Source organism: Agromyces sp. SYSU T00194, from assembly GCF_040496035.1.
GTDB classification, from domain to species: domain Bacteria; phylum Actinomycetota; class Actinomycetes; order Actinomycetales; family Microbacteriaceae; genus Agromyces; species Agromyces chitinivorans.
This window is the reverse complement of sequence record NZ_JBEPJZ010000002.1, coordinates 337248-363631: the sequence shown is the minus strand read 5'-3', so window position 1 is coordinate 363631 and position 26384 is coordinate 337248. Positions and strand designations below refer to the sequence as shown.

General features: G+C 71.0%; 20 protein-coding genes. 15 read left to right on the top strand and 5 right to left on the bottom strand.

Annotated elements, in window-relative coordinates; translation table 11 throughout:
• Positions 1-14: 14 nt before the first annotated feature.
• The 15 genes from polA (at position 15) to ABZK10_RS14420 (ending at position 20318) form a co-directional block, all read left to right on the top strand.
• Positions 15-2693 carry a DNA polymerase I gene (polA, locus tag ABZK10_RS14490; protein ID WP_353810007.1) on the top strand — a complete coding sequence of 893 codons (2679 nt, stop codon included), beginning with the start codon at positions 15-17 and terminating at the stop codon, positions 2691-2693.
• A gap of 90 nt (positions 2694-2783) precedes the next feature.
• Positions 2784-4463, top strand: coding sequence for a DUF885 domain-containing protein (locus ABZK10_RS14485; RefSeq protein WP_353810006.1), 1680 nt, complete (start codon positions 2784-2786; stop codon positions 4461-4463).
• A gap of 131 nt (positions 4464-4594) precedes the next feature.
• A complete protein-coding gene (gene rpsA / locus ABZK10_RS14480) occupies positions 4595-6040 on the top strand; it encodes a 30S ribosomal protein S1 (RefSeq protein WP_353810005.1) in 1446 nt (481 codons plus the stop codon).
• A 98-nt stretch (positions 6041-6138) separates the two neighbouring features.
• Positions 6139-6750, top strand: a complete 612-nt coding sequence (gene coaE, locus ABZK10_RS14475; protein WP_353810004.1) for a dephospho-CoA kinase — start codon at positions 6139-6141, stop codon at positions 6748-6750.
• Positions 6751-6796: 46 nt separating this feature from the next.
• Positions 6797-8863, top strand: coding sequence for an excinuclease ABC subunit UvrB (gene uvrB / locus ABZK10_RS14470; RefSeq protein WP_353810003.1), 2067 nt, complete (start codon positions 6797-6799; stop codon positions 8861-8863).
• 133 nt (positions 8864-8996) lie between these two features.
• Positions 8997-11891, top strand: coding sequence for an excinuclease ABC subunit UvrA (uvrA, locus tag ABZK10_RS14465; RefSeq protein ID WP_353810002.1), 2895 nt, complete (start codon positions 8997-8999; stop codon positions 11889-11891).
• 5 nt (positions 11892-11896) lie between these two features.
• Complete coding sequence (uvrC, locus tag ABZK10_RS14460; protein ID WP_353810001.1) at positions 11897-13822, top strand: excinuclease ABC subunit UvrC; 1926 nt, start codon at positions 11897-11899, stop codon at positions 13820-13822.
• Between the two features lie 38 nt (positions 13823-13860).
• Positions 13861-14736 (top strand): RNase adapter RapZ, encoded by an 876-nt coding sequence (gene rapZ, locus ABZK10_RS14455; protein ID WP_353810000.1) that lies wholly within the window; start codon positions 13861-13863, stop codon positions 14734-14736.
• Positions 14737-14781: 45 nt separating this feature from the next.
• A complete protein-coding gene (gene whiA, locus ABZK10_RS14450; protein ID WP_353810549.1) occupies positions 14782-15762 on the top strand; it encodes a DNA-binding protein WhiA in 981 nt (326 codons plus the stop codon).
• A 106-nt stretch (positions 15763-15868) separates the two neighbouring features.
• On the top strand, positions 15869-16495 hold the full coding sequence (locus ABZK10_RS14445; RefSeq protein ID WP_353809999.1) for a superoxide dismutase: 627 nt from the start codon (positions 15869-15871) through the stop codon (positions 16493-16495).
• A gap of 101 nt (positions 16496-16596) precedes the next feature.
• Positions 16597-17601: a type I glyceraldehyde-3-phosphate dehydrogenase gene (gene gap / locus ABZK10_RS14440; protein ID WP_353809998.1), complete on the top strand. Its 1005-nt coding sequence runs from the start codon at positions 16597-16599 to the stop codon at positions 17599-17601.
• Positions 17602-17611: 10 nt separating this feature from the next.
• Entirely contained in the window at positions 17612-18826 is a 1215-nt protein-coding gene (locus tag ABZK10_RS14435; protein WP_353809997.1) for a phosphoglycerate kinase, read from the top strand.
• The gene (tpiA, locus tag ABZK10_RS14430) at positions 18817-19605 is read left to right on the top strand and encodes a triose-phosphate isomerase (protein ID WP_353809996.1); all 789 of its coding nucleotides are present in this window, start codon (positions 18817-18819) and stop codon (positions 19603-19605) included. Before ABZK10_RS14435 ends, tpiA begins: the two co-directional genes overlap by 10 nt.
• Positions 19606-19690: 85 nt before the next feature.
• A complete protein-coding gene (gene secG, locus ABZK10_RS14425; RefSeq protein WP_281886560.1) occupies positions 19691-19942 on the top strand; it encodes a preprotein translocase subunit SecG in 252 nt (83 codons plus the stop codon).
• A gap of 10 nt (positions 19943-19952) precedes the next feature.
• Positions 19953-20318, top strand: coding sequence for an RNA polymerase-binding protein RbpA (locus ABZK10_RS14420; protein ID WP_353809995.1), 366 nt, complete (start codon positions 19953-19955; stop codon positions 20316-20318).
• Between the two features lie 80 nt (positions 20319-20398).
• On the opposite strand, the gene pgl is transcribed toward ABZK10_RS14420, so the two are convergent.
• The 5 genes from pgl to tal are packed head-to-tail and all read right to left on the bottom strand — an operon-like array spanning position 20399 to position 26360.
• Positions 20399-21169 carry a 6-phosphogluconolactonase gene (pgl, locus tag ABZK10_RS14415; protein ID WP_353809994.1) on the bottom strand — a complete coding sequence of 257 codons (771 nt, stop codon included), beginning with the start codon at positions 21167-21169 and terminating at the stop codon, positions 20399-20401.
• Positions 21166-22107: a glucose-6-phosphate dehydrogenase assembly protein OpcA gene (locus ABZK10_RS14410; RefSeq protein ID WP_353809993.1), complete on the bottom strand. Its 942-nt coding sequence runs from the start codon at positions 22105-22107 to the stop codon at positions 21166-21168. Before ABZK10_RS14410 ends, pgl begins: the two co-directional genes overlap by 4 nt.
• Positions 22104-23645, bottom strand: a complete 1542-nt coding sequence (zwf, locus tag ABZK10_RS14405; protein ID WP_353809992.1) for a glucose-6-phosphate dehydrogenase — start codon at positions 23643-23645, stop codon at positions 22104-22106. The genes ABZK10_RS14410 and zwf overlap by 4 nt, the downstream gene beginning before the upstream one ends.
• 13 nt (positions 23646-23658) lie before the next feature.
• Positions 23659-25254, bottom strand: a complete 1596-nt coding sequence (locus ABZK10_RS14400; RefSeq protein WP_353809991.1) for a glucose-6-phosphate isomerase — start codon at positions 25252-25254, stop codon at positions 23659-23661.
• A complete protein-coding gene (gene tal / locus ABZK10_RS14395; protein ID WP_353809990.1) occupies positions 25251-26360 on the bottom strand; it encodes a transaldolase in 1110 nt (369 codons plus the stop codon). The genes ABZK10_RS14400 and tal overlap by 4 nt, the downstream gene beginning before the upstream one ends.
• Positions 26361-26384: the final 24 nt, after the last annotated feature.

Here is a 26384-nt window from a genome sequence, read left to right as displayed (position 1 = left end):
TATAGGCTTGGGGGGTGCCGGATCCAGCAAAGCCTACCCTCATGGTCATCGATGGCCATTCCCTCGCATTCCGGGCGTTCTTCGCGCTGCCGGTCGACAGCTTCCGCACCCGCGACGGGCAGCACACGAACGCCATCCACGGCTTCCTGTCGATGCTGCTGCTCCTGCTGAAGAACGAGAAGCCGACCCACCTGGCGGTGGCGTTCGACATCTCCCGGCACTCGTTCCGCACCCGCGAGTACGAGGAGTACAAGGGCAACCGCGCCGAGACCCCGCACGAGTTCGTCGGCCAGGTCCCGCTGCTCCAGGAGGCGCTCGCGGCCATGGGCGTGACCACGCTCGTCAAGGAGGACTACGAGGCCGACGACATCCTCGCCACCCTCGCCGCGCAGGGCCGTCGCGACGGGTACGAGGTGCTGCTCGTCTCGGGCGACCGCGACACCATCCAGCTCGTGAACGACGAGGTGACCCTGCTCTACCCGTCGAGCCAGGGCGTGTCGCAGCTGAAGCGCTACGACCCGGCAGCGGTGGAGGAGCGCTACGGGCTGCCGCCCGCGCAGTACCCCGAGATCGCCGCGCTGGTGGGGGAGACGAGCGACAACCTCCCGGGCATCACGAAGGTCGGCGAGAAGACCGCGGTGAAGTGGCTGAAGCAGTTCGGCTCGCTCGACGGCGTGCTCGAGCACGCCGACGAGATCACGGGCGTCGCCGGCAACAACCTGCGCGCCGAGATGGACAACGCGGTGCGCAACCGCCGCCTGAACCGCCTGGTCGACGACCTGCAGCTGGACGTCGCGGTCGACGACCTCGCCGCCCGCCCGATCGACACCGACGCCGTCACCGCGCTGTTCGCCCGGCTCGAGTTCCGCACCCTCCTGGAGCGCGTCATGAAGCTCGCGGGCGAGGAGCAGTCGACGGATGCCGCGAGCGGCATGTCCGACCCCGCGGCATCCGCCGCCCCCACCGCGCCCGTTCCGCAGACGCTGCTCGACGAGGAACTGCGCGGCTGGCTCGACCGCCAGGTCGCCGCCCACCCCGACGGGTTGGGGCTCACGATCGAGATGCTCGACGGCAAGGTCATCGGCGCCGGGGTCTCCGGTGCCGCGGAGTCCGTCTTCCTGGCCTGGCAGCCGGGCCGCGCCGACTACCTGCCGTTCGAGGAGTGGCTCGCGAGCGACGCGCCGAAGCTCATGACCGACGCCAAGCCGCAGGTGAAGGCGATGCGTCGGTCGGGTCTCGGCTTCGGCGGGCTCGCGATCGACACGCTCGTCGCCACCTGGCTGGTGAACCCGCTCGCCCAGGAGAAGGGCCTCGCCGACGTCGTCTTCCGCTACCTCGGCGAGACGCTGCCGACGCCCGACCCGTCGCAGCTCGTGCCCGACGAGTCGCGGTCTGCGGGGCCGGCCGAGCTGGCGTGGTACACGCTGCGCGCGGCGCCCGTGGTGCTCGCCGAGCTGCCCGCGCCGACCCTGCCGGTCCTGACCGACATCGAGATGCCGATCCTCGGCGTGCTCGCCGACATGGAGCTGCGCGGCGTCACGGTCGACCACGACGAGCTCTCGGCGCTGTCCACCCAGCTCGGCGACCGCGCGGCCGACATCGCCGCCCGGGCGTTCGCCGAGATCGGTCGCGAGGTCAACCTCGGTTCGCCGAAGCAGCTCCAGGAGGTGCTCTTCGACCAGCTCGGCATGCCGAAGACGCGCGCGACGAAGACGGGCTATTCGACGGATGCCGGTGCGCTTGCCGACCTCCAGGAGAAGAGCCCGCACCCCTTCCTCGGCCTGCTGCTCGAGCACCGCGACGCCACGAAGCTCCGCCAGATCGTCGAGTCGCTCGACAAGTCGATCGGCGCGGACGGCCGCATCCACACGACCTACGTGCAGATCGGCACGAGCACGGGCCGCATCGCGTCGACCGACCCGAACCTGCAGAACATCCCGGTGCGCACGGGGGAGGGCCGGCGCATCCGCGAGGCGTTCCGCCACGGCGCGGAGTTCGAGACGCTGCTCACGGCCGACTACTCGCAGATCGAGATGCGCATCATGGCGCACCTCTCGGGCGACCCGGGCCTGATCGAGGCGTTCCACGCCGGCGAGGACCTGCACCGGTTCGTCGGCGCCCGCATCTTCGGCGTCGAACCCGCGGAGGTGACGCCGCTCATGCGCACCAAGGTGAAGGCCATGTCGTACGGGCTGGCCTACGGGCTCAGCGCGTTCGGCCTGTCGAAGCAGCTGCGCATCGAGCAGTCGGAGGCCAAGCAGCTCATGGTCGACTACTTCGCGCGCTTCGGCGCGGTGCGCGACTACCTGCGCGACGTCGTCGCGCAGGCGAAGGTCGACGGCTTCACCGAGACCATCTTCGGCCGGCGCCGGCCGTTCCCCGACCTGTCGAGCCCGAACCGGGTGCTGCGCGAGAACGCGGAGCGCGCGGCGCTCAACGCGCCGATCCAGGGCTCGGCCGCCGACATCATGAAGATCGCCATGCTCGGCATCGAGCGCGACGTCGCCGAGGCGGGGCTCGCCTCGCGCATGCTCATGCAGGTGCACGACGAGCTGATCTTCGAGGTCGCGGCGGGCGAGGGCGAGCGGCTCGAGGAGATCGTGCAGCGTCGCATGTCGACGGCGGCGGACCTGCGGGTGCCGCTCGACGTGCAGCTCGGGCACGGCCCGAACTGGGATGCCGCGGCCCACTGATCCCGAGGAACGTTCGGGTCGGACGCTCTGTGCACAGACCGCTCCGCGGGGTGCGCGGGCCGGTCCCGCGCAGCGGATAGGCTCGCTCCCATGACTTCGGAGCCCGCACGCACCCCCACCGAGATCGACCGCGTCGCGGAGGACTGGGTCGACGCCCTGGTCGAGCTGCGTCCCGTGCTCGGCACGTACATCGGCCGCGAGACGGCCGACGGCGGCTACGGCGACTACTCGCCGGCGGGCGACGAGCAGCTCGTGCAGACCGCGCGCGACACCCTCGCGCGCCTCGAGGCGGCCGCCGAGGTCGACGACGTCGACATGATCACCCGCACCGACCTGCGCAGCCAGCTCGAGCTCGCGATCGAGAGCTACGACGCGGGCCTGCACCTGCGCGACCTGAACGTGATCGCGAGCCCCGCGCAGGAGCTCCGCGACGTGTTCGACCTCATGTCCACCGACTCGGTCGAGGGCTGGGAGGCGGTCTCGCGTCGGCTCGCCGCGCTGCCGGCCGCGATGGAGGGCTACGTCGCGACGCTGCGCGAGGGCATCGGGCGCGGCGTCACCCCGGCGCGTCGGCAGGTGCGCGAGGTCGCCGCGCAGGCGCGCAAGAACGCACGCCCCGAGGGCTTCTTCGGGGAGTTCGTCGCGTCGGCGGGCGTCGCCGAGGGCGAGCTGCCCGATGCGCTCCGGGCCGAGCTCGAGCAGGGCGCCGTGGCATCCGCCGTCGCCTACCAGGAGCTCGCCGAGTTCCTCGAGTCCGAGCTCGACGGGGCGGCCGCCGAGAAGGACGCCGTGGGCCGCGAGCTCTACGAGCTGAAGTCGCGCGAGTTCCTCGGTGCGACGATCGACCTCGACGAGACCTACGAGTGGGGACTCGACGAGCTGGCGCGCATGGTCGCGGAGCAGCAGTCGATCGCGAACGAGATCAAGCGCGGGGCATCCGTCATCGAGGCGATCTCGTTCCTCGACAACGACCCGAGCCGCAAGCTGCACGGCACCGACGCCCTGCAGCGCTGGATGCAGGAGACCAGCGACCGCGCGGTCGAGGAACTCGGTGCGACCCACTTCGACATCCCCGAGGAGATCCGCGCCCTCGAGTGCATGATCGCGCCCACCCAGGAGGGCGGCATCTACTACACGGGACCGACCGACGACTTCTCGCGGCCCGGTCGCATGTGGTGGTCGGTGCCCGAGGGCGTCACGGAGTTCGACACCTGGCGCGAGCTCACGACCGTCTACCACGAGGGCGTCCCCGGCCACCACCTGCAGATCGGCCAGGCCGTCGTGAACCGCGCCACGCTGAACACCTGGCGCCGCCAGCTCGCCGGCACGTCGGGCCACGCGGAGGGCTGGGCGCTCTACGCCGAGCGGCTGATGCAGGAGCTCGGCTACCTCGACGACCCGGCCGATCGGCTCGGCATGCTCGACGGGCAGCGGATGCGGGCGGCCCGCGTGGTGCTCGACATCGGCGTGCACCTGGAGAAGACGCTGCCCGACGGGTCGGGTCCCTGGTCGGCGGAGTACGCGTTCGAGTTCATGTCGCGGAACGTGAACATGAACGAGGGCTTCGTGCGCTTCGAGGTGAACCGCTACCTCGGCTGGCCGGGGCAGGCACCCTCGTACAAGGTCGGCCAGCGCATCTGGGAGGGCCTGCGCGACGAGGTCGCCCGCCGCGAGGGAGACGCGTTCTCGATCAAGGAGTTCCACGGGAAGGCCCTCGCCCTCGGCGGCGTCGGCCTGGACACGCTGCGGACCGCCGTGCTCGGCGTTTGACCGACCTGCTCCGACGCCGCTAGGATGGAATGTCACGTTTGTGACGTCCTGTCCGCACGCCCTTCGCGGAACAACAACATGCAAGCAACGCGCGAGGGGCCCGACCCTGTCCACTACGGAGCAACCACTACATGACAACCGCAACGACCAAGGCAACCAAGCAGGTCGCAATCAACGACATCGGTTCTGCTGAAGACTTCCTTGCCGCGGTCGAGAAGACGCTCAAGTTCTTCAACGACGGCGACCTCATCGAGGGCCAGGTCGTGAAGATCGACCGCGACGAGGTCCTCCTCGACGTCGGCTACAAGACCGAGGGTGTGATCCCCTCCCGCGAACTCTCCATCAAGCACGATGTCGACCCCAGCGAGGTCGTCGGCGTCGGCGACACCGTCGAGGCCCTCGTCCTCCAGAAGGAGGACAAGGAAGGCCGCCTCATCCTGTCGAAGAAGCGCGCCCAGTACGAGCGCGCCTGGGGCGACGTCGAGAAGATCAAGGAGTCCGACGGCGTCGTGACCGGCACGGTCATCGAGGTCGTCAAGGGCGGCCTGATCGTCGACATCGGCCTCCGCGGCTTCCTCCCCGCCTCGCTCATCGAGCTGCGCCGCGTGCGCGACCTCACGCCGTACCTCGGCCAGGAGCTCGAGGCGAAGATCCTGGAGCTCGACAAGAACCGCAACAACGTGGTGCTCTCGCGCCGCGCGCTGCTCGAGCAGACCCAGTCGGAGACCCGGTCGACGTTCCTCGCGAACCTCCACCCGGGCCAGGTCCGCAAGGGCGTCATCTCCTCGATCGTCAACTTCGGCGCGTTCGTCGACCTCGGCGGCGTGGACGGCCTCGTGCACGTCTCCGAGCTGTCGTGGAAGCACATCGAGCACGCCAGCGAGGTCGTCGAGGTCGGCCAGGAGGTCACCGTCGAGGTGCTCTCCGTCGAGCTCGACCGCGAGCGCGTCTCCCTGTCGCTCAAGGCGACGCAGGAGGACCCGTGGCAGGTCTTCGCCCGCACCCACGCCATCGGCCAGGTCGCACCGGGCAAGGTCACCAAGCTCGTCCCGTTCGGCGCGTTCGTGCGCGTCGCGGACGGCATCGAGGGCCTCGTGCACATCTCGGAGCTGTCCAGCAAGCACGTCGAGCTGGCGGAGCAGGTCGTCTCGGTCGGCGAGGAGGTGTTCGTCAAGGTCATCGACATCGACCTCGAGCGTCGCCGCATCTCGCTGTCGCTGAAGCAGGCCAACGAGGGCGTCGACCCCGAGGGCACCGAGTTCGACCCGGCGCTCTACGGCATGCTCACCGAGTACGACGAGCAGGGCAACTACAAGTACCCCGAGGGCTTCGACCCGGAGACCAACGAGTGGCGCGAGGGCTTCGACGCCCAGCGCGAGAAGTGGGAGCAGGAGTATGCTGCCGCCCAGGCTCGCTGGGAGGCGCACAAGAAGCAGGTCGCGGCCGCCAACGCGAAGGACGCCGCCGAGGCCGACTTCGGTGGCAGCTCGTTCACGAGCGAGGCGGCCGGCGCCGGCACGCTCGCCGACGACGCGTCGCTCGCGGCGCTGCGCGAGAAGCTCTCGAGCAACTCCTAGTCCGCATCGGACCGATCGACGGCCGGGCACCCCGCGTGGGTGCCCGGCCGTCGCCGTGTCCGGCCGTCCCCGCGATCGCGGGTCGATAGGCTGGAGGCGTGTTCCTTATCGGTCTGACGGGCGGCATCGCCTCGGGGAAGTCCACGGTCGCACGACGCCTCGTGCAGCACGGCGCCGTCCACATCGACGCCGATGCGCTCGCGCGCGAGGCGGTCGAGCCGGGCAGCAGCGCGCTCGCGGAGATCGCCGACGCGTTCGGCGCCGGGCTGCTCCGCGCCGACGGCACGCTCGACCGGGTGCGCCTGGGCGAGCTCGTGTTCTCGGACGAGGCGGCCCGCACGCGTCTCAACGCCATCGTGCACCCGCGCGTGCGCGAGCTCTTCGCCGAGCACCTGGCGGAGGCCGAGCGGGTGGACCCCGACGCGGTCGTCGTCTACGACGTGCCCCTGCTCGTCGAGGCGTCGGCCGCAGACCGGTTCGACCTCGTCGTCGTGACCGAGGCGCCCGCGCGCACGCGCGTCGACCGGCTGGTCGACGAGCGCGGACTGGAACGCGGCCACGCGCAGGCGCGCGTGGACGCGCAGGCGACCGACGCCGAGCGGCGCGAGGTGGCGGACGTCGTGATCGACACGGGCGGCAGCCTCGCCCACACGATGAGCCAGGTCGACGCACTGTGGACGCGCATCCGGGAGCTCCGCGCGGCCGGATAGCCGTCGCCCGGGCCCGGTGTCCGAGGGCGAACCTAGACTTGGACGCATGCAGTCGACCCGTTCCGTGCGCCCGTTCGAGGTGGTCAGCGAATACTCGCCCAGCGGCGACCAGCCGGCAGCGATCGCCGAACTCGCGGGCCGGGTGAATGCGGGGGAGGCCGACGTGGTGCTCCTCGGCGCCACCGGCACGGGCAAGTCGGCGACGACCGCCTGGCTGATCGAGGCGGTGCAGCGCCCCACGCTCGTGCTGGCGCACAACAAGACCCTCGCCGCCCAGCTCGCGAACGAGTTCCGCGAGCTGCTGCCGAACAACGCGGTCGAGTACTTCGTCTCGTACTACGACTACTACCAGCCCGAGGCGTACGTGCCGCAGACGGACACGTTCATCGAGAAGGACTCGTCGATCAACGCGGAGGTGGAGCGCCTCCGGCACTCGACGACGAACTCGCTCCTCAGCCGGCGCGACGTCGTGGTGGTCTCGACGGTCTCCTGCATCTACGGGCTCGGCACGCCCGAGGAGTACCTCGCGGCCATGATGCCGCTGCAGGTGGGCCAGCGACTCGACCGCGACTGGCTCATCCGCAAGTTCGTCTCGATGCAGTACCAGCGCAACGACATCGAGTTCTCGCGCGGCACGTTCCGCGTGCGCGGCGACACGATCGAGATCATCCCGGTGTACGAGGAGCTCGCGATCCGCATCGAGATGTTCGGCGACGAGATCGAGGCGCTGTACCACCTGCATCCGCTCACCGGCGAGGTCGTGGCGCAGCTCGACGCGGTGCCGGTCTTCCCGGGCTCGCACTACGTCGCGAGCACCGAGGTGATGGACCGCGCGGTCGGCACGATCCGCACCGAGCTCGAGGAGCGCCTCGCCGAGCTCGAGCGCCAGGGCAAGCTGCTCGAGGCGCAGCGCCTGCGCATGCGCACGACCTTCGACCTCGAGATGATGGAGCAGATCGGGTTCTGCTCGGGCATCGAGAACTACTCGCGGCACATCGACGGACGCGAGGCGGGGGAGCCGCCGCACTGCCTGCTCGACTACTTCCCCGATGATCTTCTCGTCGTCATCGACGAGTCGCACGTGACGGTGCCGCAGATCGGCGCGATGTACGAGGGCGACTCGTCGCGCAAGCGCACGCTCGTCGAGCACGGGTTCCGCCTGCCGAGCGCACTCGACAACCGGCCGCTCACCTGGGACGAGTTCTCCGAGCGCGTGGGCCAGACGGTCTACCTCTCGGCGACCCCCGGCCGGTACGAGCTCGGCGTGGCCGACGGCGTGGTCGAGCAGATCATCCGCCCGACCGGGCTCATCGACCCCGAGATCGTCGTCAAGCCCAGCAAGGGGCAGATCGACGACCTGCTCGAGGAGATCCGCGCCCGCGCCGAGCGCGACGAGCGCGTGCTGGTCACGACGCTCACCAAGCGTATGGCGGAGGACCTCACCGACTTCCTCACCGAGGCCGGCGTGCGGGTGCGGTACCTCCACTCCGACGTCGACACGCTGCGTCGCGTGGAGTTGCTCACCGAGCTGCGGGCCGGCGTCTACGACGTGCTGGTGGGCATCAACCTGCTGCGCGAGGGCCTCGACCTGCCCGAGGTGTCGCTGGTGTCGATCCTCGACGCCGACAAGGAGGGGTTCCTGCGTTCGTCGACCTCGCTCATCCAGACGATCGGGCGTGCGGCGCGCAACGTGTCCGGGCAGGTGCACATGTACGCCGACGTGCTCACCGACTCGATGCGCACGGCGATCGACGAGACGAATCGGCGTCGGGAGAAGCAGGTCGAGTACAACCGCGCGAACGGCGTCGACCCGCAGCCGCTGCGCAAGCGCATCGCCGACATCACCGCGGTGCTCGCGCGCGAGGAGGCCGACACCGCTGCCCTGCTCGCGGGTCGCGAGAGCGCCAAGAAGTCGCCGGTGCCGAACCTCAAGCGCGAGGGCATCGCCGCCGCGGGCGCGAACGACCTCGAGTCGCTCATCGCAGACCTGAACGGCCAGATGCTCGAGGCGGCGGCCGAGCTGAAGTTCGAGCTGGCCGCGCGCCTGCGCGACGAGGTGTCGGAGTTGAAGCGCGAGCTGCGCCAGATGGAGAAGGCGGGCCACCTGGGCTGAGCGGATGCCACGGAGCGGACGGGAACCGCGAACCGCCCGATCACGTGTGCGGCGGGCACGGCGCGCGGCGGCGTTCGCCGAGGGCGTCCGCCCCGCGGACTTCGGTGTCGGTGGGCGTGCCTAGACTCGAGTGGTGGCTGTCTCCCATCTCGATACCCGTGCGCGCCTGAGCGTGCGCGGCGCCCGCGTGCACAACCTCCAGAACGTCGACGTCGAGCTTCCGCGCGACTCGCTGGTGGTGTTCACCGGGCTCTCCGGCTCCGGCAAGTCCTCCCTCGCGTTCGACACGATCTTCGCCGAGGGCCAGCGCCGCTACGTCGAGTCGCTCTCGGCGTACGCGCGCCAGTTCCTGGGCCAGGTCGACCGTCCCGACGTCGACTTCATCGAGGGCCTCAGCCCCGCGGTCTCGATCGACCAGAAGTCGACCAACCGCAACCCGCGCTCGACGGTCGGCACGATCACCGAGATCTACGACTACATGCGCCTGCTCTGGGCCCGCATCGGCGTACCGCACTGCCCGGTGTGCGGCGAGCGGATCCAGCGGCAGACCGTGCAGCAGATCGCCGACCAGCTGATGGAACTCGAGGAGCGCACGCGCTACCAGGTGCTGAGCCCGGTCGTGAGCCAGAAGAAGGGCGAGTTCGTCGACCTGTTCGCCGAGCTCGCCGCGCAGGGCTACTCGCGCGCCCTCGTCGACGGCGAGATGGTCCAGCTCACCGACCCGCCGAAGCTGAAGAAGCAGGTCAAGCACGACATCTCGGTGGTGGTCGACCGCCTCGTCGCCGGTCCCGAGATCCTGGGGCGCCTGACCGACTCGCTCGAGACGGCGCTGCGCCTCACCGACGGGCTGGTGCGCATCAACTTCGTCGACCGCGAGGGCGACGCGGCGTGGCAGACGTTCTCCGAGAAGCTGTCCTGCCCGAACCAGCATCCGATCCAGCTCACCGAGATCGAGCCGCGCACGTTCTCGTTCAACGCCCCGTTCGGGGCCTGTCCCGAGTGCACCGGCCTCGGCACCCGCATGTCGGTCGACGACCAGCTGCTGCTCGGCGACCCCGAGCTGAGCATCGCCGGCGGCGTCATCCTGCCGTGGACGAGCCAGGGCAAGAGCCTCTACAACTACTACGAGAAGCTCCTCGACGGCCTCGCCCGCGACCTCGACTTCTCGCTCGACACCCCGTGGAACGAGCTGAACGACGAGGTGCGCGACGCCGTGCTGCACGGCGACAACTTCGAGGTGAAGGTGCGCTGGCGCAACCGCTACGGGCGCGAGCTGTCGTACACGTCGGGCTTCGAGGGCGTGGTCCCCTACATCGAGCGGCAGTACCTCCAGGCCGAGAGCGACGTGCAGCGGGCCCGCTGGGCGGAGTACCTCCGCGAGGTGCCGTGCCCCGTCTGCGACGGCAAGCGCCTGAAGCCCGAGGTGCTCTCGGTGCTGATCCACGACCACTCGATCGCCGACGTGGGGCTGCTGAGCCTCAGTGATGCACGCGAGTTCATGGACCGGCTCGAGCTCACCGAGCGCGAGCAGGCGATCGCCGCCCAGGTGCTGCGCGAGATCAAGCTGCGGCTCGACTTCCTCATCAGGGTGGGGCTCAGCTACCTCGACCTCGCGCGCGCCGCCGGCACGCTGTCGGGCGGCGAGGCGCAGCGCATCAGGCTCGCGACGCAGATCGGCTCCGGGCTCACCGGCGTGCTGTACGTGCTCGACGAGCCCAGCATCGGCCTCCACCAGCGCGACAACCGCCGGCTGATCGAGACGCTCGTCGCCCTCCGCGACCTCGGCAACACGCTGATCGTCGTCGAGCACGACGAGGACACCATCCGCACCGCCGACTGGATCGTCGACATCGGGCCCGGCGCGGGCGTCGGCGGCGGGCAGGTGGTCCATTCGGGCAGCTACCGCGAACTGGTCGAGAACCGCCGCTCCGTGACGGGCGACTACCTCGCGGGGCGCCGCAGCATCGCGGTGCCCGCGGTGCGCCGGCCGATCGACCACGACCGCGAGATCACGGTGCGCGGGGCATCCGCCAACAACCTGCGGGGCGTCGACGTGACGTTCCCGCTCGGCGTCTTCACCGCGGTGACGGGCGTGAGCGGCTCCGGCAAGTCCTCGCTCGTGAACGACATCCTCTACCGGGTGCTCGCGAACCGGCTGAACGGGGCGCGGAAGGTGCCGGGCAGGCACCTCCGGGTCGAGGGGCTCGACAACCTCGACAAGGTCGTGCACGTCGACCAGGCGCCCATCGGGCGCACGCCGCGGTCGAACCCGGCGACCTACACGGGCGTGTTCGACCGCATCCGCACGCTCTTCGCCGAGACCACCGAGGCGAAGGCCCGCGGCTACCTGCCGGGCCGCTTCAGCTTCAACGTCAAGGGCGGCCGCTGCGAGGCGTGCTCGGGCGACGGCACCATCAAGATCGAGATGAACTTCCTGCCCGACGTGTACGTCGCGTGCGAGGTCTGCGGGGGAGCGCGGTACAACCGCGAGACCCTGCAGGTGCACTACAAGGGCAAGCACATCGCCGAGGTGCTCGAGATGCCGATCAGCGAGGCGGCCGAGTTCTTCGAGCCGATCTCCGCGATCCACCGGTACCTGAAGACGCTCGTCGACGTCGGCCTCGGCTACGTGCAGCTCGGCCAGAGCGCCACGACCCTCTCGGGGGGCGAGGCGCAGCGCGTGAAGCTCGCCACGGAGCTCCAGCGCCGCTCCAACGGGCGCACCGTGTACGTGCTCGACGAGCCGACCACCGGCCTGCACTTCGAGGACGTGCAGAAGCTCCTCAAGGTGCTCGGCAAGCTCGTCGACAAGGGCAACACGGTCATCGTGATCGAGCACAACCTCGACGTGATCAAGTCGGCCGACTGGGTCGTCGACCTCGGCCCCGAGGGCGGCTCCGGCGGCGGCACGATCGTCGCGACCGGCACGCCCGAGGACGTCGCCGCGGTCGAGGACAGCCACACCGGACGGTTCCTGCGCGAGATCCTGGAGGAGGCGCCCGAGGCGCGCGTCGAGGCGGCAAGCTGAGCAGGATGCGCGACACCGTTCCGTACCGGCCGAAGGCGGGGGAGATCCCGACGCAGCCGGGCGTCTACCGCTTCCGAGACGAGACCGGGCGGGTGCTGTACGTCGGCAAGGCGAAGAACCTCCGCGCGCGGCTGTCGAACTACTTCGTGCCGCTGCGGAGCCTGCACGAGCGCACCCGGCGGATGGTGCTCACGGCGGCCTCCGTCGAGTGGACGGTGGTCGGCGGCGACGTCGACGCGCTGCAGCTCGAGTACACCTGGATCAAGGAGTTCGACCCGCCGTTCAACGTCAAGTACCGGGACGACAAGTCGTACCCGTACATCGCGGTGACGCTCGCCGACGAGGCGCCCCGTGCGATCGTCACGCGCCGGGCGAACATCCCGGGCGCGAAGTACTTCGGGCCGTACCCGAAGGTGTGGGCGGCGCAGGAGACGCTCGACCTGCTGCGCACGATCTTCCCGATGCGCGCCTGCAAGGACTCCGACTACAAGCGTGCGATGGACAGCGGCAAGCCGTGCTTCCTCGGCCAGATCGGGCGCTGCTTCGGCCCGTGCTCGGGCGTCGTCGGCATCGAGGAGCACCGGCGGAGCGTCGACCGGTTCGTGGCGTTCATGCAGAACCAGGACTCGCGCATCATCGACGACCTCGAGCGCCAGATGCGGGAGGCGTCCGTCGCCCAGGACTACGAGCGCGCCGCCCGTCGTCGCGACCAGCTGCAGGCGGCACGCTCGTTCTTCGAGAAGACGGCGGTCGTGCTGCGCGACTCGGTCGACATCGACCTGTTCGGGATCGAGCACGACGAGCTCGCTGCCGCCGTGCAGCTCTTCCGGGTCCGCAAGGGGCGCATCCGCGCGGTGCGCGCGTGGACGGTCGACAAGGAGCTCGACGTCGGCCTCGGCGACCTCGTCGACTCCGTCGTGCAGAACGTCTACGGCGACGACGAGTCCCCGCCCGCCGAGGTGGTCGTGCCGGAGCTGCCCGACGACGCCGAGGCGCTGCAGTCGTGGCTCGAGGCGATCGCGGGCCGTCGGGTGCGCCTCAAGGTCGCGCGCCGCGGCGACAAGGCGGCGCTCCTCGAGACCGCCCGGCAGAACGCGGCCCACGCGCTGATGCTCTACAAGACCCGGCGCAGCGCCGACTTCACGGCCCGGTCGCAGGCGCTCGAGGACATCCAGGAGGCGCTCGACATGCCGGATGCCCCGCTGCGCATGGAGTGCTTCGACGTGTCGCACCTGTCGGGCACGAACATCGTCGCGTCGATGGTGGTGTTCGAGGACGGTCTGCCGCGCAAGGACGAGTACCGCCGGTTCACCGTTCCCGAGTACGCGGACGACACGGAGGCGCTGTACCAGGTGCTGAGCCGGCGGCTCGCGTACCTGCGCGACGACGACGCGGTGGGGTCGGATGCGACGACCGACGCGTCGCCCGACGGGGAGGACGCCGCCGAGACCGGTCGACGCAGGAAGTTCGCCTACCGGCCGAACCTGCTGATCGTCGACGGGGGCGAGCCGCAGGTGGCGGCCGCGGCGCGTGCCCTCGCGGACAGCGGCGTGGGCGGCATCCGTCTCGCCGGCATCGCGAAGCGGCTCGAGGAGATCTGGACGCCCGAGTCGGCATTCCCGGTCGTGCTGCCGCGCAACAGCGAGGCGCTGTTCATGTTCCAGCGCATCCGCGACGAGGCGCACCGGTTCGCGATCACGCACCAGCGGCAGCGCCGGAAGCGCGACATCGGGTCGGTGCTCGCGGAGGTGCCCGGGCTCGGCCCGGCGCGGGTGAAGGAACTGCTGCGCCACTTCGGCTCGGTCACCCGCCTGCGCTCGGCGAGCGCTGCGGAGATCGCCGAGGTGCGCGGCGTCGGCCCCGCGACGGCGGAGGCGGTGCACCGCCACCTGCATCCGGAGCCGTCCCCCGAGCCCGCTCGCGGTCGGTAGGCTGGGGTCGGGGCGGACGAGAGGGGGCCCGGGACCGCATGAGCGATGATCGGGTGAGCCAGGAGATGCTCATCGTCACCGGCATGTCCGGGGCGGGCCGATCGACCGTCGCGAACTCGCTCGAGGACCTGGGCTGGTACGTCGTCGACAACCTGCCGCCCCAGATGCTGCGCCCGCTGGTCGAGCTCGTGGAGCGCGCCGGCGCCACCCTGCCGCGCATCGCCGCGGTCGTCGACATCCGCGGCGGCGACTTCTTCTCCGAGCTGCAGGACATCGTGCAGGCCCTGCGCACGGGCCTGAACCTGCGCGTGATCTTCCTCGACGCGACCGATGCGGCGCTCGTGCGCCGGTTCGAGTCGGTGCGCCGGCCCCACCCGCTGCAGGGCGGCGGCACGATCCTCGACGGCATCACCGCCGAGCGGGCGCGCGTCGCGGAGCTGAAGGCCTCGAGCGACGTGATCATCGACACGAGCGAGCTCAACGTGCACCAGCTCGCCTCGACGATCCGCGACTCGTTCGCGGCTGCCGACGCGGCCGAGCTCAGCGTGACGATCCTGAGCTTCGGCTTCAAGTACGGGCTGCCACCCGACGCCGACCTCGTCGCCGACGCCCGGTTCCTGCCGAACCCGTTCTGGAACCCGGCTCTGCGCGCCCAGACGGGCGTGGACGACGCCGTCGCACGCTACGTGCTGGAGCAGGAGGGTGCCGGCGAGTTCCTGGACGGGTACGCTCGTGTCCTCGGCACCGTGTTCGACGGGTACCAGCGCGAGAACAAGCGGCATGCGACCGTGGCGATCGGATGCACCGGCGGCAAGCACCGCTCGGTGGCGATGGCGGAGGCGCTGGCGACGCGACTGCGGGCCGTGCCCGGGCTCGCGGTGAGCATCAGGCACCGCGACCTCGGCCGCGAATAGGAACCACACGCCCGAAGCGAGGCGATCGACAGGATGGACACACGATTGGCGCTGACAGCCGACGTCAAGGACGAACTGGCCCGGTTCGAGGTGAGCCGGACCAGCGTGCGCGCTGCGGAGCTCGCCTCGCTGCTGCGATTCGCGGGAGGGCTCCACGTCATCTCGAACCGGATCGCCGTGGAGGCCGAGGTCGACTCGGTCGCGATCGCGCGGCGGGTGGCGCGCGACCTCGCCGAGCTCTACGGCGTGCGCGCCGACGTGTCGGTGACGTCGTCGGGCGCCGCCCGGCGCGGTGACCAGTTCCTGGTACGCGTCCTCGACGGCGGCGAGACGCTCGCCCGGCAGACCGGCCTGCTCGACGCGCGCCGCCGGCCCGTGCGCGGACTGCCGAACCGCCTGACCACGGGTTCGCGCGAGGAGGTCGCCGGCGTCTGGCGCGGGGCGTTCCTCGCGCGGGGGAGCCTGACCGACCCGGGCCGCTCGGCCGCGCTCGAGATCACCTGCCCCGGCAACGAGTCCGCGATGGCCCTGGTGGGTGCCGCGGGCCGGCTGTCGATTCCGGCCAAGGCGCGGGAGGTGCGCGGCGTGCACCGCGTCGTGATCCGCGACGGCGAGGCGATCGGCGCGATGCTCACCGAGATGGGCGCCGCCGGCACCGTGCGCAACTGGGAGGAACTGCGACAGCGTCGGGAGGTGCGCGCCACGGCCAACCGCCTGGTGAACTTCGACGACGCGAACCTGCGCCGGTCGGCGCAGGCCGCGGTCGCCGCGTGCGCGCGCGTGGAGCGGGCGCTCGAGCTGCTCGGCGACGACGTGCCCGAGCACCTCGGCTACGCCGGTCGGCTGCGCCTCGCGCACCGCGATGCGAGCCTCGACGAGCTGGGGCACCACGCCGACCCGCCCATGACGAAGGACGCCGTCGCCGGCCGCATCCGTCGACTGCTCGCCATGGCCGACAAGAAGGCGGCCGACCTCGGCGTGCCCGACACCGAGGCGAGCCTCCCGCCCGACCTCGATGACGTCTGAGATGACGCCGTGCGTCCTCGGCGGGGGCGCGAACCTGAATAGACTCGGAAGGGTCGCTCGAAGCCGGGCGCGCGGACGGCGCGCCGGCATCTGACAAGGAGAAGCAATGGCTGACTACACACTGCCCGACCTCGCCTACGACTACTCGGCGCTCGCGCCGAGTATCAGCGGCACCATCATGGAGCTGCACCACTCGAAGCACCACCAGGCGTACGTGACGGGCGCGAACACGGCCCTCGCGCAGCTCGCCGAGGCGCGCGGCACCGGCAACCTCGCCAACGTGAACAAGCTCGAGAAGGACCTCGCGTTCAACCTCGGCGGTCACGTGAACCACTCGATCTTCTGGACGAACATGTCGCCCGACGGCGGCGACAAGCCGACCGGCGAGCTCGCCGCGGCGATCGACGACCACTTCGGCTCGTTCGACGCGTTCCAGGCGCACTTCGCGGCCACCGCGATGGGCGTGCAGGGCTCCGGATGGGCGGTGCTGGCCTGGGACTCGATCGGCGAGCGCATCGTCGTGCTGCAGTTCTTCGACCAGCAGGCGAACCTCCCGGCGGGCATCGTGCCGCTGCTCATGCTCGACGTCTGGGAGCACGCGTACTACCTGGACTACAGGAACGTCCGCGCCGACTACGTGAAGGCGTTCTGGGACATCGTCGACTGGGCGAACGTCCAGCAGCGCTTCACGACGGCCCGTGAGAAGACCTCGGGCCTGCTGCTACTGTCATAGCGGATGCCGGGTCCCCGGGCCTGCGTCCCGGGGACCCCGCCGTTCCGCGAACTCCACACCACCCCGCGCCGCACAGGCCAGAAGCAACAGGAGAATCTTTCGTGACCGTCAAGATCGGGATCAACGGCTTCGGCCGGATCGGCCGCAACTACTTCCGCGCAGCCCTCGCACAGGGCGCGGACCTCGAGATCGTCGCCGTGAACGACCTCACCGACAACAAGACCCTCGCCCACCTGCTGAAGTACGACTCGATCACGGGCCGCCTCGACGCGACCGTCGAGTTCGACGACGAGAACCTCGTGGTCGACGGCAACGCGATCAAGGTGTTCTCGGAGCGCGACCCCGCGAACCTGCCCTGGGGCGACCTCGGCGTCGACATCGTCATCGAGTCGACCGGCTTCTTCACCAAGGCGGCCGACGCGAAGAAGCACATCGACGCGGGCGCCAAGAAGGTGCTGATCTCCGCGCCGGCGACCGGCGAGGACGCGACCTTCGTGCTCGGAGTGAACGAGGACTCGTACGACCCGGCGTCGCACCACATCATCTCGAACGCCTCGTGCACCACGAACTGCCTCGCCCCGCTGGCCAAGGTGTTCAACGACGCCTTCGGCATCGAGCACGGCCTCATGACGACGGTCCACGCCTACACGGCCGACCAGAACCTGCAGGACGGCCCCCACAAGGACCTCCGCCGTGCCCGTGCCGCCGCCGTGAACATCGTTCCGACGTCCACCGGCGCGGCCAAGGCCATCGGCCTCGTGCTCCCCGAGCTCGTCGGCAAGCTCGACGGTTTCGCGCTGCGCGTCCCCGTGCCGACGGGCTCGATCACGGACCTCACGGTGACCGCCTCGCGCCCGGTGACCGTCGACGAGGTGAAGGCCGCCTACAAGGCCGCCGCCGAGGGCCCGCTCAAGGGCATCCTGAAGTACACCGAGGACGAGATCGTCTCGAGCGACATCGTGACCGACCCGCACTCGTCGATCTTCGACGCGGGGCTGCTGCGCGTCATCGGCAACCAGGTCAAGCTCTCGAGCTGGTACGACAACGAGTGGGGCTACTCGAACCGACTCGTCGACCTCACCGAGTACGTCGCCGAGCGCCTGTAACGAGCGACGCATGACGCTGCGCACCATCGATTCCCTCGGTCCGCTCGGCGGCAAGCGCGTCGTCGTCCGGTGCGACCTGAACGTCCCGCTCGCGGACGGCAGGATCACCGACGACGGGCGCGTGCGCGCCTCGGTGCCGACCATCACCGCGCTGCTCGAGCAGGGCGCCCGGGTGATCGTGATCTCGCACCTCGGCCGCCCCGGCGGCGCACCCGACCCGAAGTACTCGCTCGCCCCCGCGGCGACGCGCCTCGGCGAGCTCCTCGGCCGTCCGGTCGCCTTCGCGATCGACACGGTCGGCGAGTCCGCCACGGCCGCCGTCGAGGCGCTCGGCGACGGCGAGGTGCTCGTGCTGGAGAACCTCCGCTTCAACGCGGAGGAGACCAGCAAGGACGCCGACGAGCGCGCGGGGTTCGCCGCGAAGCTCGCGGACTTCGCCGACGCGGTCGTCTCCGACGGCTTCGGCGTCGTGCACCGCAAGCAGGCGAGCGTGTACGAGCTGGTGCAGGCCCGTCCGAGCGCGGCCGGCCTGCTCATCGCGGCCGAACTCGACGTGCTCGATCGGCTGACCGAGTCGCCCGAGCGGCCGTACGCGGTCGTGCTCGGCGGGTCGAAGGTGTCCGACAAGCTGGGCGTCATCGAGCACCTGCTGCCGCGCGTCGACAGCCTGCTCATCGGCGGCGGCATGCTCTTCACGTTCCTCGCGGCCCAGGGCCACGCGGTCGGCTCGAGCCTGCTCGAGGCCGACCAGATCGGGACCGTGCAGGGCTACCTCGCCGACGCCGAGCGTCGCGGGGTCGAGATCGTGCTGCCGACCGACGTGGTCGTCGCCGCGTCGTTCAGCGCGGATGCCGATCACGTCGTGCGCGCCGCCGACGCGATCGAGGACACGCCGTTCGGCGCGTCGGGCCTCGGCCTGGACATCGGGCCGGACACGGCGGCGGCGTTCGCCGACCGCATCCGCTCGTCGAAGACGGTCTTCTGGAACGGCCCGATGGGCGTGTTCGAGCTGGCACCGTTCGCCGCGGGCACTCGTGCGATCGCCCAGGCGCTGACCGAGGTCGAGGGCCTGAGCGTCGTCGGCGGCGGCGACTCGGCCGCCGCGGTGCGCGCGCTCGGCTTCGACGACGACGCATTCGGACACATCTCGACGGGCGGGGGCGCGAGCCTCGAGTTCCTCGAGGGCAAGAAGCTCCCCGGACTGGAGGTCCTCGGATGGCAGTGAGCCGCATCCCGCTGATCGCGGGCAACTGGAAGATGAACCTCGATCACCTGCAGGCGATCGCGTTCGTGCAGAAGCTCGCGTGGAGCCTGGGCGACGCGAAGCACGACTTCGCGGCGGTGGAGGTGGCGGTCTTCCCGCCGTACACCGACCTGCGCAGCGTGCAGACGCTGGTGGCGGCCGACAAGCTGCCGCTCGCCTACGGCGGGCAGGACCTGTCGGCGCACGACTCGGGCGCCTACACGGGCGAGATCCCCGGCGGGTTCCTCAAGCAGCTCGACTGCGGCTACGTGATCATCGGCCACTCCGAGCGGCGCACGCTGCACGCGGAGACCGACGAGGTCGTCGCCGCCAAGGTGCAGGCCGCGCTGCGGCACGACCTGGTGCCCATCATCTGCGTCGGCGAGACCGCGGAGGACCTCGAGCAGCACGGGCCGAGCGCGGTGCCGGTCGCGCAGCTGAAGGCGGCCCTCGCGGGCGTCGCCGCGGCGGCGGACATCGTGGTCGCGTACGAGCCGGTCTGGGCGATCGGCTCCGGCCAGGCGGCGACGCCCGAGCAGGCCGAGCAGGTCGCCGCGGCGCTCCGCGGCACGCTGGCCGAGGTGCTCGGCGACGACGTCGCGGCGCGCACGCGCATCCTCTACGGCGGCTCGGTGAAGGCCGCGAACATCGCGGGCTTCATGCGCGAGCCGAACGTGGACGGCGCGCTGGTCGGCGGTGCGAGCCTCGACATCGACGAGTTCTCGAGCATCGCCCGCTTCCAGAAGCACGTCGGCGTCTGACCGCGTCGGCGGGATGTCGCGCCGGCGTCTTGCTATGATCGACTGATGTCTGCGCGGCACCGCCGCGCCTCGGAAAGGGTTCTTCGTGGATATTCTCCAGGTCGTGCTGCAGGTCCTCCTGGGCCTGACCAGCCTCCTGCTGACGCTGCTCATCCTGCTGCACAAGGGTCGCGGCGGCGGCCTGTCCGACATGTTCGGCGGCGGCATGACGTCGAGCCTCGGGGCGTCCGGCGTCGCCGAGCGCAACCTGAACCGCATCACCGTGGTGCTGGGGCTCGTCTGGGTCTCGTGCATCGTGGTCCTGGGACTCATCACCAAGTTCGACACCGGCATCTGACGGAGGCACCGTGGTATCTGGAAACAGCGCAATCCGCGGCTCGCGCGTCGGCGCGGGCCCCATGGGCGAGCAGGACCACGGGTACCACGCCGAGCGCGTGGCCGTGAGCTACTGGGACGCCCTCGGCAACGAGACCGTCCGGTACTTCTCGGCGACCCTGCCCGACGAGGAGATCCCCGAGGTCATCGACAGCCCGTCCACGGGTCTGCCCGCGGGTCGCGACAAGGACAACCCGCCGAGCGAGCAGAAGACCGAGCCGTACAAGACGCACCTCGCGTACGTGAAGGAGCGGCGCTCGGAGGACGAGGCGGAGCAGCTCCTCGACGACGCGCTGCAGCAGCTGCGCGCGCGTCGCGGTCAGGCCTCGAACTCCTGACGAGCGCCCGCACCCACTGACGACGACGGCCCGACCGGATCATCCGGTCGGGCCGTTCGCGTGCCTGCCTGAGGCGCAGGTCAGTAGTCGGGTGCGATGAGCTCCGGCGGCACCTCGGCGGCGGCCTCGCCGTCGACGAAGAAGACGGTGCGGCGTCGTCCCTTGATCCCGGCGACGGGCACCTCGTCGCGGCTCGCGCCGGCGAGGGCGAGGCCGAGCGCGGACGCCTTGTCGCCGCCCGCGAGCACCATCCAGACGCGGTCGGACGCGTTCAGCACGGGACGGGTGAGGCTCAGCCGCTCGGGCGGCGGCTTCGGCGACTGGCGCACGGGGATCACCGTGCGGTCGGTCACGCCGATCCCCGAGCGGTGGGGGAACAGCGAGGCGACGTGACCGTCGGGGCCGACCCCGAGGAACGTGATGTCGAAGACCGGGTGCTCGGCTCCCTCGGGCGCGAACTCGCGCAGCGTCGCCGCGTACGCGTCGGCCGCGGCGTCGAGGTCCAGCCCGGAGTCGGTGGCCGGGAAGGCGTGGACCTTCGCCTCGTCCACGGGCACGTGGTCGAGCAGGGCGTCCCAGGCCTGGGCGTCGTTGCGCTCCGCGTCACCGCCCGGCACCCATCGCTCGTCGCCCCACCAGAAGTGCAGCCGGTCCCACGCGATGGTGTCGGAAGCGGGGGAGTGACGGATCGCGTCGAGGACCGCGATGCCCATCGACCCGCCGGTCAGCGCGATGTGGAGCTCCGGCTTCTCGTCGAGCAGGTCGAGCACCTTGGTGATGAACCGGGCGGCGACGGCGCTCGCGAGTGCCGGCTTGCCCGAGTGCACGAGGACGCGACGGTCGTTGGTCATGCAGCGGTTCCTTCCGGATGGCAGAGGGGGATGCCGTGGACGATGACGTCACCGTACAGCTCGTCGGCGTCGAGCCGGCGGAGCTCGTCGGCGAGGCAGTCGCGCAGGTTGCGGCGGGGGAGCGCCACGTCGTGCTCGGGCTGTCCGGGCTGGCGGAGCTTCGCCACCGAGGGCACGTCGCGGATGAGCTCGATGGGCCCCGTCGACCGGTGCAGGATCACGCCGCGGATGCCGTGCGAGCCCTGGTCGACCGGCGTCAGTTCCAGCCCGACCTCGGCGCCGAGCTGGAGCCCGAGCCACGCGGCGAGCAGCGTCGTCGACGGCGAGTCGACCGCGCCGATGATCTCGACGCGCGTGACGGGCGCGTACGGCGGCTGGTCGAGCACGGCGGCGAGCTGGGCCCGCCACAGGGTGAGCCGGGTCCAGGCGAAGTCGGTGTCGCCGGGGGTGTAGCGGTCGGCCAGCGCGCGCACGGCGGCCTGCGGGTCCGCCTGCGCAGAGGCATCCGTGATGCGACGGTGCGCGATGCGCCCGAGCGGTGAGCGCCCGGGGATCTCCGGGGCGATGCCGGGCCACCACACGGCGACCGGGGCGTCCGGCAGGAGCAGGCCCATCACGAGCCCCTGCGGGTCGGACGCGGTGCCGCCCTTCGCGTGCAGCACGATGACCTCGCTCGCGCCGGCGTCGCCGCCCACGCGGATCTCAGCGTCGAGCCGCGCCTCGGGCTCGTCGGGGTCGACCGAGATGACGATGACGCGCATGGGGTGCTCGCGCGAGGCGTCGTTGGCCGCCTCGATCGCGTCCTCCTCGGCGCCGGCCTCGGTCGCGATGATGAGCGTCAGCACGCGGCCGAGGGCGACGGCGCCGCCCTCCTCGCGGATCTTCACGAGCGCCTTGGAGACCTTCGCGGTCGTGGTGTCGGGCAGGTCGACGATCATGGGCGCCTCCAGGTTCGGCCGTCGCGGGCGAGGAGTTCATCGGCGGAGTCGGGACCCCAGGAGCCGGGGCGGTACTGCTCCGGCTGCCCCTGCGTGGCCCAGAACCGCTCGATCGGGTCGAGGATCTTCCAGGACAGCTCGACCTCCTCCTGACGGGGGAACAGCGGCGGGTCGCCGAGGAGCACGTCGAGGATGAGTCGCTCGTACGCCTCGGGACTCGCCTCCGTGAAGGCGTGGCCGTAGCCGAAGTCCATCGTGACGTCGCGCACCTGCATGCCAGCACCCGGCACCTTCGACCCGAACCGGATCGTCACGCCCTCGTCGGGCTGCACCCGGATCACGAGCGCGTTCTGGCCGAGCTGGGCGGTCTGGCTGTCCTCGAAGAGCTGCTGCGGGGCCCGCTTGAAGACCACGGCGATCTCCGTCACGCGGCGACCGAGGCGCTTGCCCGCGCGCAGGTAGAACGGCACGCCCGCCCAGCGGCGGGTGCCGATCTCGAGCTTCATGGCCGCGTAGGTCTCGGTCGTCGACTCGGGGTTCATCCCGTCCTCGTCGAGGAAGCCGGGCACCTGCTCGCCGCCCTGCCAGCCGCCCGCGTACTGGCCTCGGGCCGTGCCGGTGGCCAGGTCGGCCGGCAGCCGCACCGCGGAGAGGATCTTCTCCTTCTCGGTGCGGAGGTCGGCCGCGTCGAACGTGACCGGCTCCTCCATCGCGGTGAGCGCGAGCAGCTGGAGGAGGTGGTTCTGGATGACGTCGCGTGCCGCGCCGATGCCGTCGTAGTAGCCGGCACGACCGCCGACGCCGATGTCCTCGGCCATCGTGATCTGCACGTGGTCGACGTGGTTGGCGTTCCAGATCGGCTCGTAGAGCTGGTTCGCGAAGCGCAGCGCGAGGATGTTCTGGACCGTCTCCTTGCCGAGGTAGTGGTCGATGCGGAACACCGAGTCGGGCGGGAACACGGATGCGACGACGTCGTTGAGTTCGCGCGCCGACTCGAGGTCGTGCCCGAAGGGCTTCTCGATGACGACGCGTCGCCACTGCCCGTTCTCCTGCTTGGTCAGTCCCGACCGGCGGAGCTGCTCGGTGACGATCGGGAACGACTTCGGCGGGATCGACAGGTAGAACGCGTGGTTGCCCATGGTGCCGCGCTCGCGGTCGAGCGCCTCGACGGTCTCCCGCAGGCGGTCGAACGCGCTGTCGTCCTGGAAGGTGCCCGGCACGAAGCGGATGCCCTGCGACAGCTGCTGCCAGACCTCCTCCCGGAACTCGGTGCGCGCGTACTGCTTGACGGCGTCGTGCACGACCTGGCCGAAGTCCTGGTCCTCCCAGTCGCGGCGGGCGAACCCGACCAGCGCGAAGCCGGGCGGCAGGAGCCCCCGGTTCGCGAGGTCGTAGACCGCCGGCATGAGCTTCTTGCGCGACAGGTCGCCCGTCACGCCGAAGATGATCAGGCCGCTGGGACCGGCGATGCGGTTGAGGCGGTAGTCCTTCGGCGAGCGGAGCGGGTTGTGCCCCTTGGTGATGGGAGCCGGTTCCATCCGAGTCCTCCGGTCAGCGTGCGGCGTCGAGCAGCGTCTCGGGCCGCGCGTCGCCGGTGAGGGTCAGCGTGAGCACGGGACGCCCGTGGTCGGCGAGCACGCTCGCGTCGCCGGAGGCCTGCGCGGCGATGAGCTCGCCGAACGTGAACGGCCGGTCCGGGATCGAGAGGTCCTCGGGCGCCTCCGCCGTGACCTGCAGGAACACGCCGACGGCGGGGCCGCCCTTGTGGAACTGGCCGGTCGAGTGCAGGAAGCGGGGGCCCCATCCGAACGTCACGGGACGTCCGGCCCGGGCCGCGAGCAGGTCGCGGAGCTCGGCGAGCTGCGGGAGCGCGAGGCGATCGACGTAGGCCTGCACCGAGATGTACCCGTCGGCGGGCACCTCCTCGAGCAGCACCTCGATGGCCGACCCGAGGTCGCTGGCCGCGCCGATCACGTCGGGCGTGCCGCGCACCTCGATGCCCTCCGAGACGAACGCCGCGGGCGCCGGCTCGGGGCGGGCGTCCAGCAGGCCGCGGGCGGCGATCTTCGCCGACTCGACGTCGGGCTGGTCGAACGGGTTGATGCCGAGCAGGCGGCCGGCGACCGCGGTGGCGACCTCCCAGGTCACCAGCTGCGCGCCGAGCGAACCGGAGACCAGGATCTCGTCGCCGTCGTGGAACGGTTCGGTACCCGCATCCGCCACCAGGCGCACCAGCTGCACGTCGGGCAGGCCTGCGGTCGCCTCGGGCGAGGCCGTGTCGAGCACGACGGGCAGGATGCCGGTGCCCTCCTTGCCCGTGGACTCGGCGATGAGCTGCTCGGCCCAGTCGGCGAAACCGACGATGTGGGTGCCGTCGGCGATGATCCCGAGCTTGTCGCGCAGCGGCGACGTGGCGGAGATCGCGGCGCCGAGCACCAGGCCCGGGTTGTCGGCCGAGTCGATGCCGAGCGCCGCCTCGACGGCCTCGGCCTCGTCGAGCAGGCCCGCGATGTCGACGCCCGCGAGGCCCGAGGGCACCAGGCCGAACGCGGTGAGCGCCGAGTAGCGGCCGCCGACGGTCGGGTCCGCGTTGAACACGCGGTAGCCGGCCTCGCGCGCCGACGCGTCGAGCGGCGAGCCCGGGTCGGTGACGATCACGATGCGGCCGGTCGGGTCGATGCCCGCCTCGCGGAACGCGTGCTCGTAGACCCGGCGCTGCGAGTCGGTCTCGACGGTCGAGCCCGACTTCGACGACACGACGATGGCGGATGACTCGAGGCGGTCGGCGAGCGCAGCGCGCACCTGGCCCGGGTCGGTCGAGTCGAGCACGGTGAGGTCGACGCCCGCGGTGCGGGTGATGACCTCCGGTGCGAGCGACGAGCCGCCCATGCCGCCGAGGACGATGTGCGTGACGCCCGCGGCGCGGAGCTCGTCGCGCAGGGCGAGGATCTCGGGCACGAGCGGGCGGGAGACCTCGACGGCGTGCGTCCAGCCGAGGCGCTTGCTCGCCTCGTCGATCGCGGCCTCGCCCCAGAGCGTCGCGTCGTGCGCGGCGATCTTCGAGGCGACCCCGTCGGCGACGAGGGTCGGGACGGCGGCGCGGACGGCGTCCGCTGCGGCGCCGCCGACGGAGATGCGGACGGTCATCGCGACTCCTCCAGTGCGGTCGAGACGGTCTCGAGGAGTTCGTTCCACGAGACGATGAACTTCTCCACGCCCTCCGACTCGAGCGTCGCGGTGACGTCGTCGTAGTCGACGCCGACGGCCGCGAGCGCGTCGAGCACGCCCTGGGCCTCGGCGTAGGCGCCGGTCACGGTGTCGCCGGTGACGACGCCGTGGTCGAACGTGGCCTCGAGCGTCTTCTCGGGCATCGTGTTGACGACGCCGGGGGCGACGAGCTCGGTCACGTAGAGCGTGTCGGGCAGGTTCGGGTCCTTGACCCCGGTCGACGCCCACAGCGGCCGCTGCGGGTTCGCGCCCGCGGCGACGAGGGCCGTCGCCCGGTCGGTCGCGAACGCCTGCTCGAACACCTGGTAGGCGAGGCGCGCGTTCGCGACCCCCGCCTGCGAGCGGAGCGCCGTGGCCTCGTCGGTGCCGATCGCGCCGAGTCGCTTGTCGATCTCGGTGTCCACGCGGGAGACGAAGAACGACGCGACCGAGTGGATGGTCGAGAGGTCGAACCCTGCGGCCTGCGCCTGCTCGAGCCCGGCGAGGTACGCGTCGATGACCTCGCGGTACCGCTGCAGCGAGAAGATCAGCGTGACGTTCACGCTGATGCCCGAGCCGATCGCCTCGGTGATCGCGGCGAGCCCCTCCTGCGTGCCGGGGATCTTGATCATGGTGTTCGGCCGGTCGACCTTCGCCCAGAGGCGCTTCGCCTCGGCGATGGTGCCGTCCGTGTCGTGTGCGAGGCCCGGGGCGACCTCGATCGACACGCGGCCGTCGAAGCCCTGCGTGCGGTCGTAGACCGGACGGAACACGTCGGCGGCGTCGCGTACGTCGTCCGTGGTGATCTCGAACACCGCGCGGTCGACGTCGGCGCCGTCGGCCGCGAGCGAGGCGACCTGTGCCGCGTACGCCTCGCCCTTGGCGAGCGCGCCGGCGAAGATGGTCGGGTTCGTGGTCACGCCGACGACGTCGCGGTCGGCGATGATGGCGGCGAGGCCGCCCGAGGCGATCCGCTCGCGCGACAGGTCGTCGAGCCAGATGCTGACGCCGGCAGCCGAGAGTGCTGCGGTGGGGCTGGTTGCCATGGTGGTTCTCTCCTTCTGCCCGCG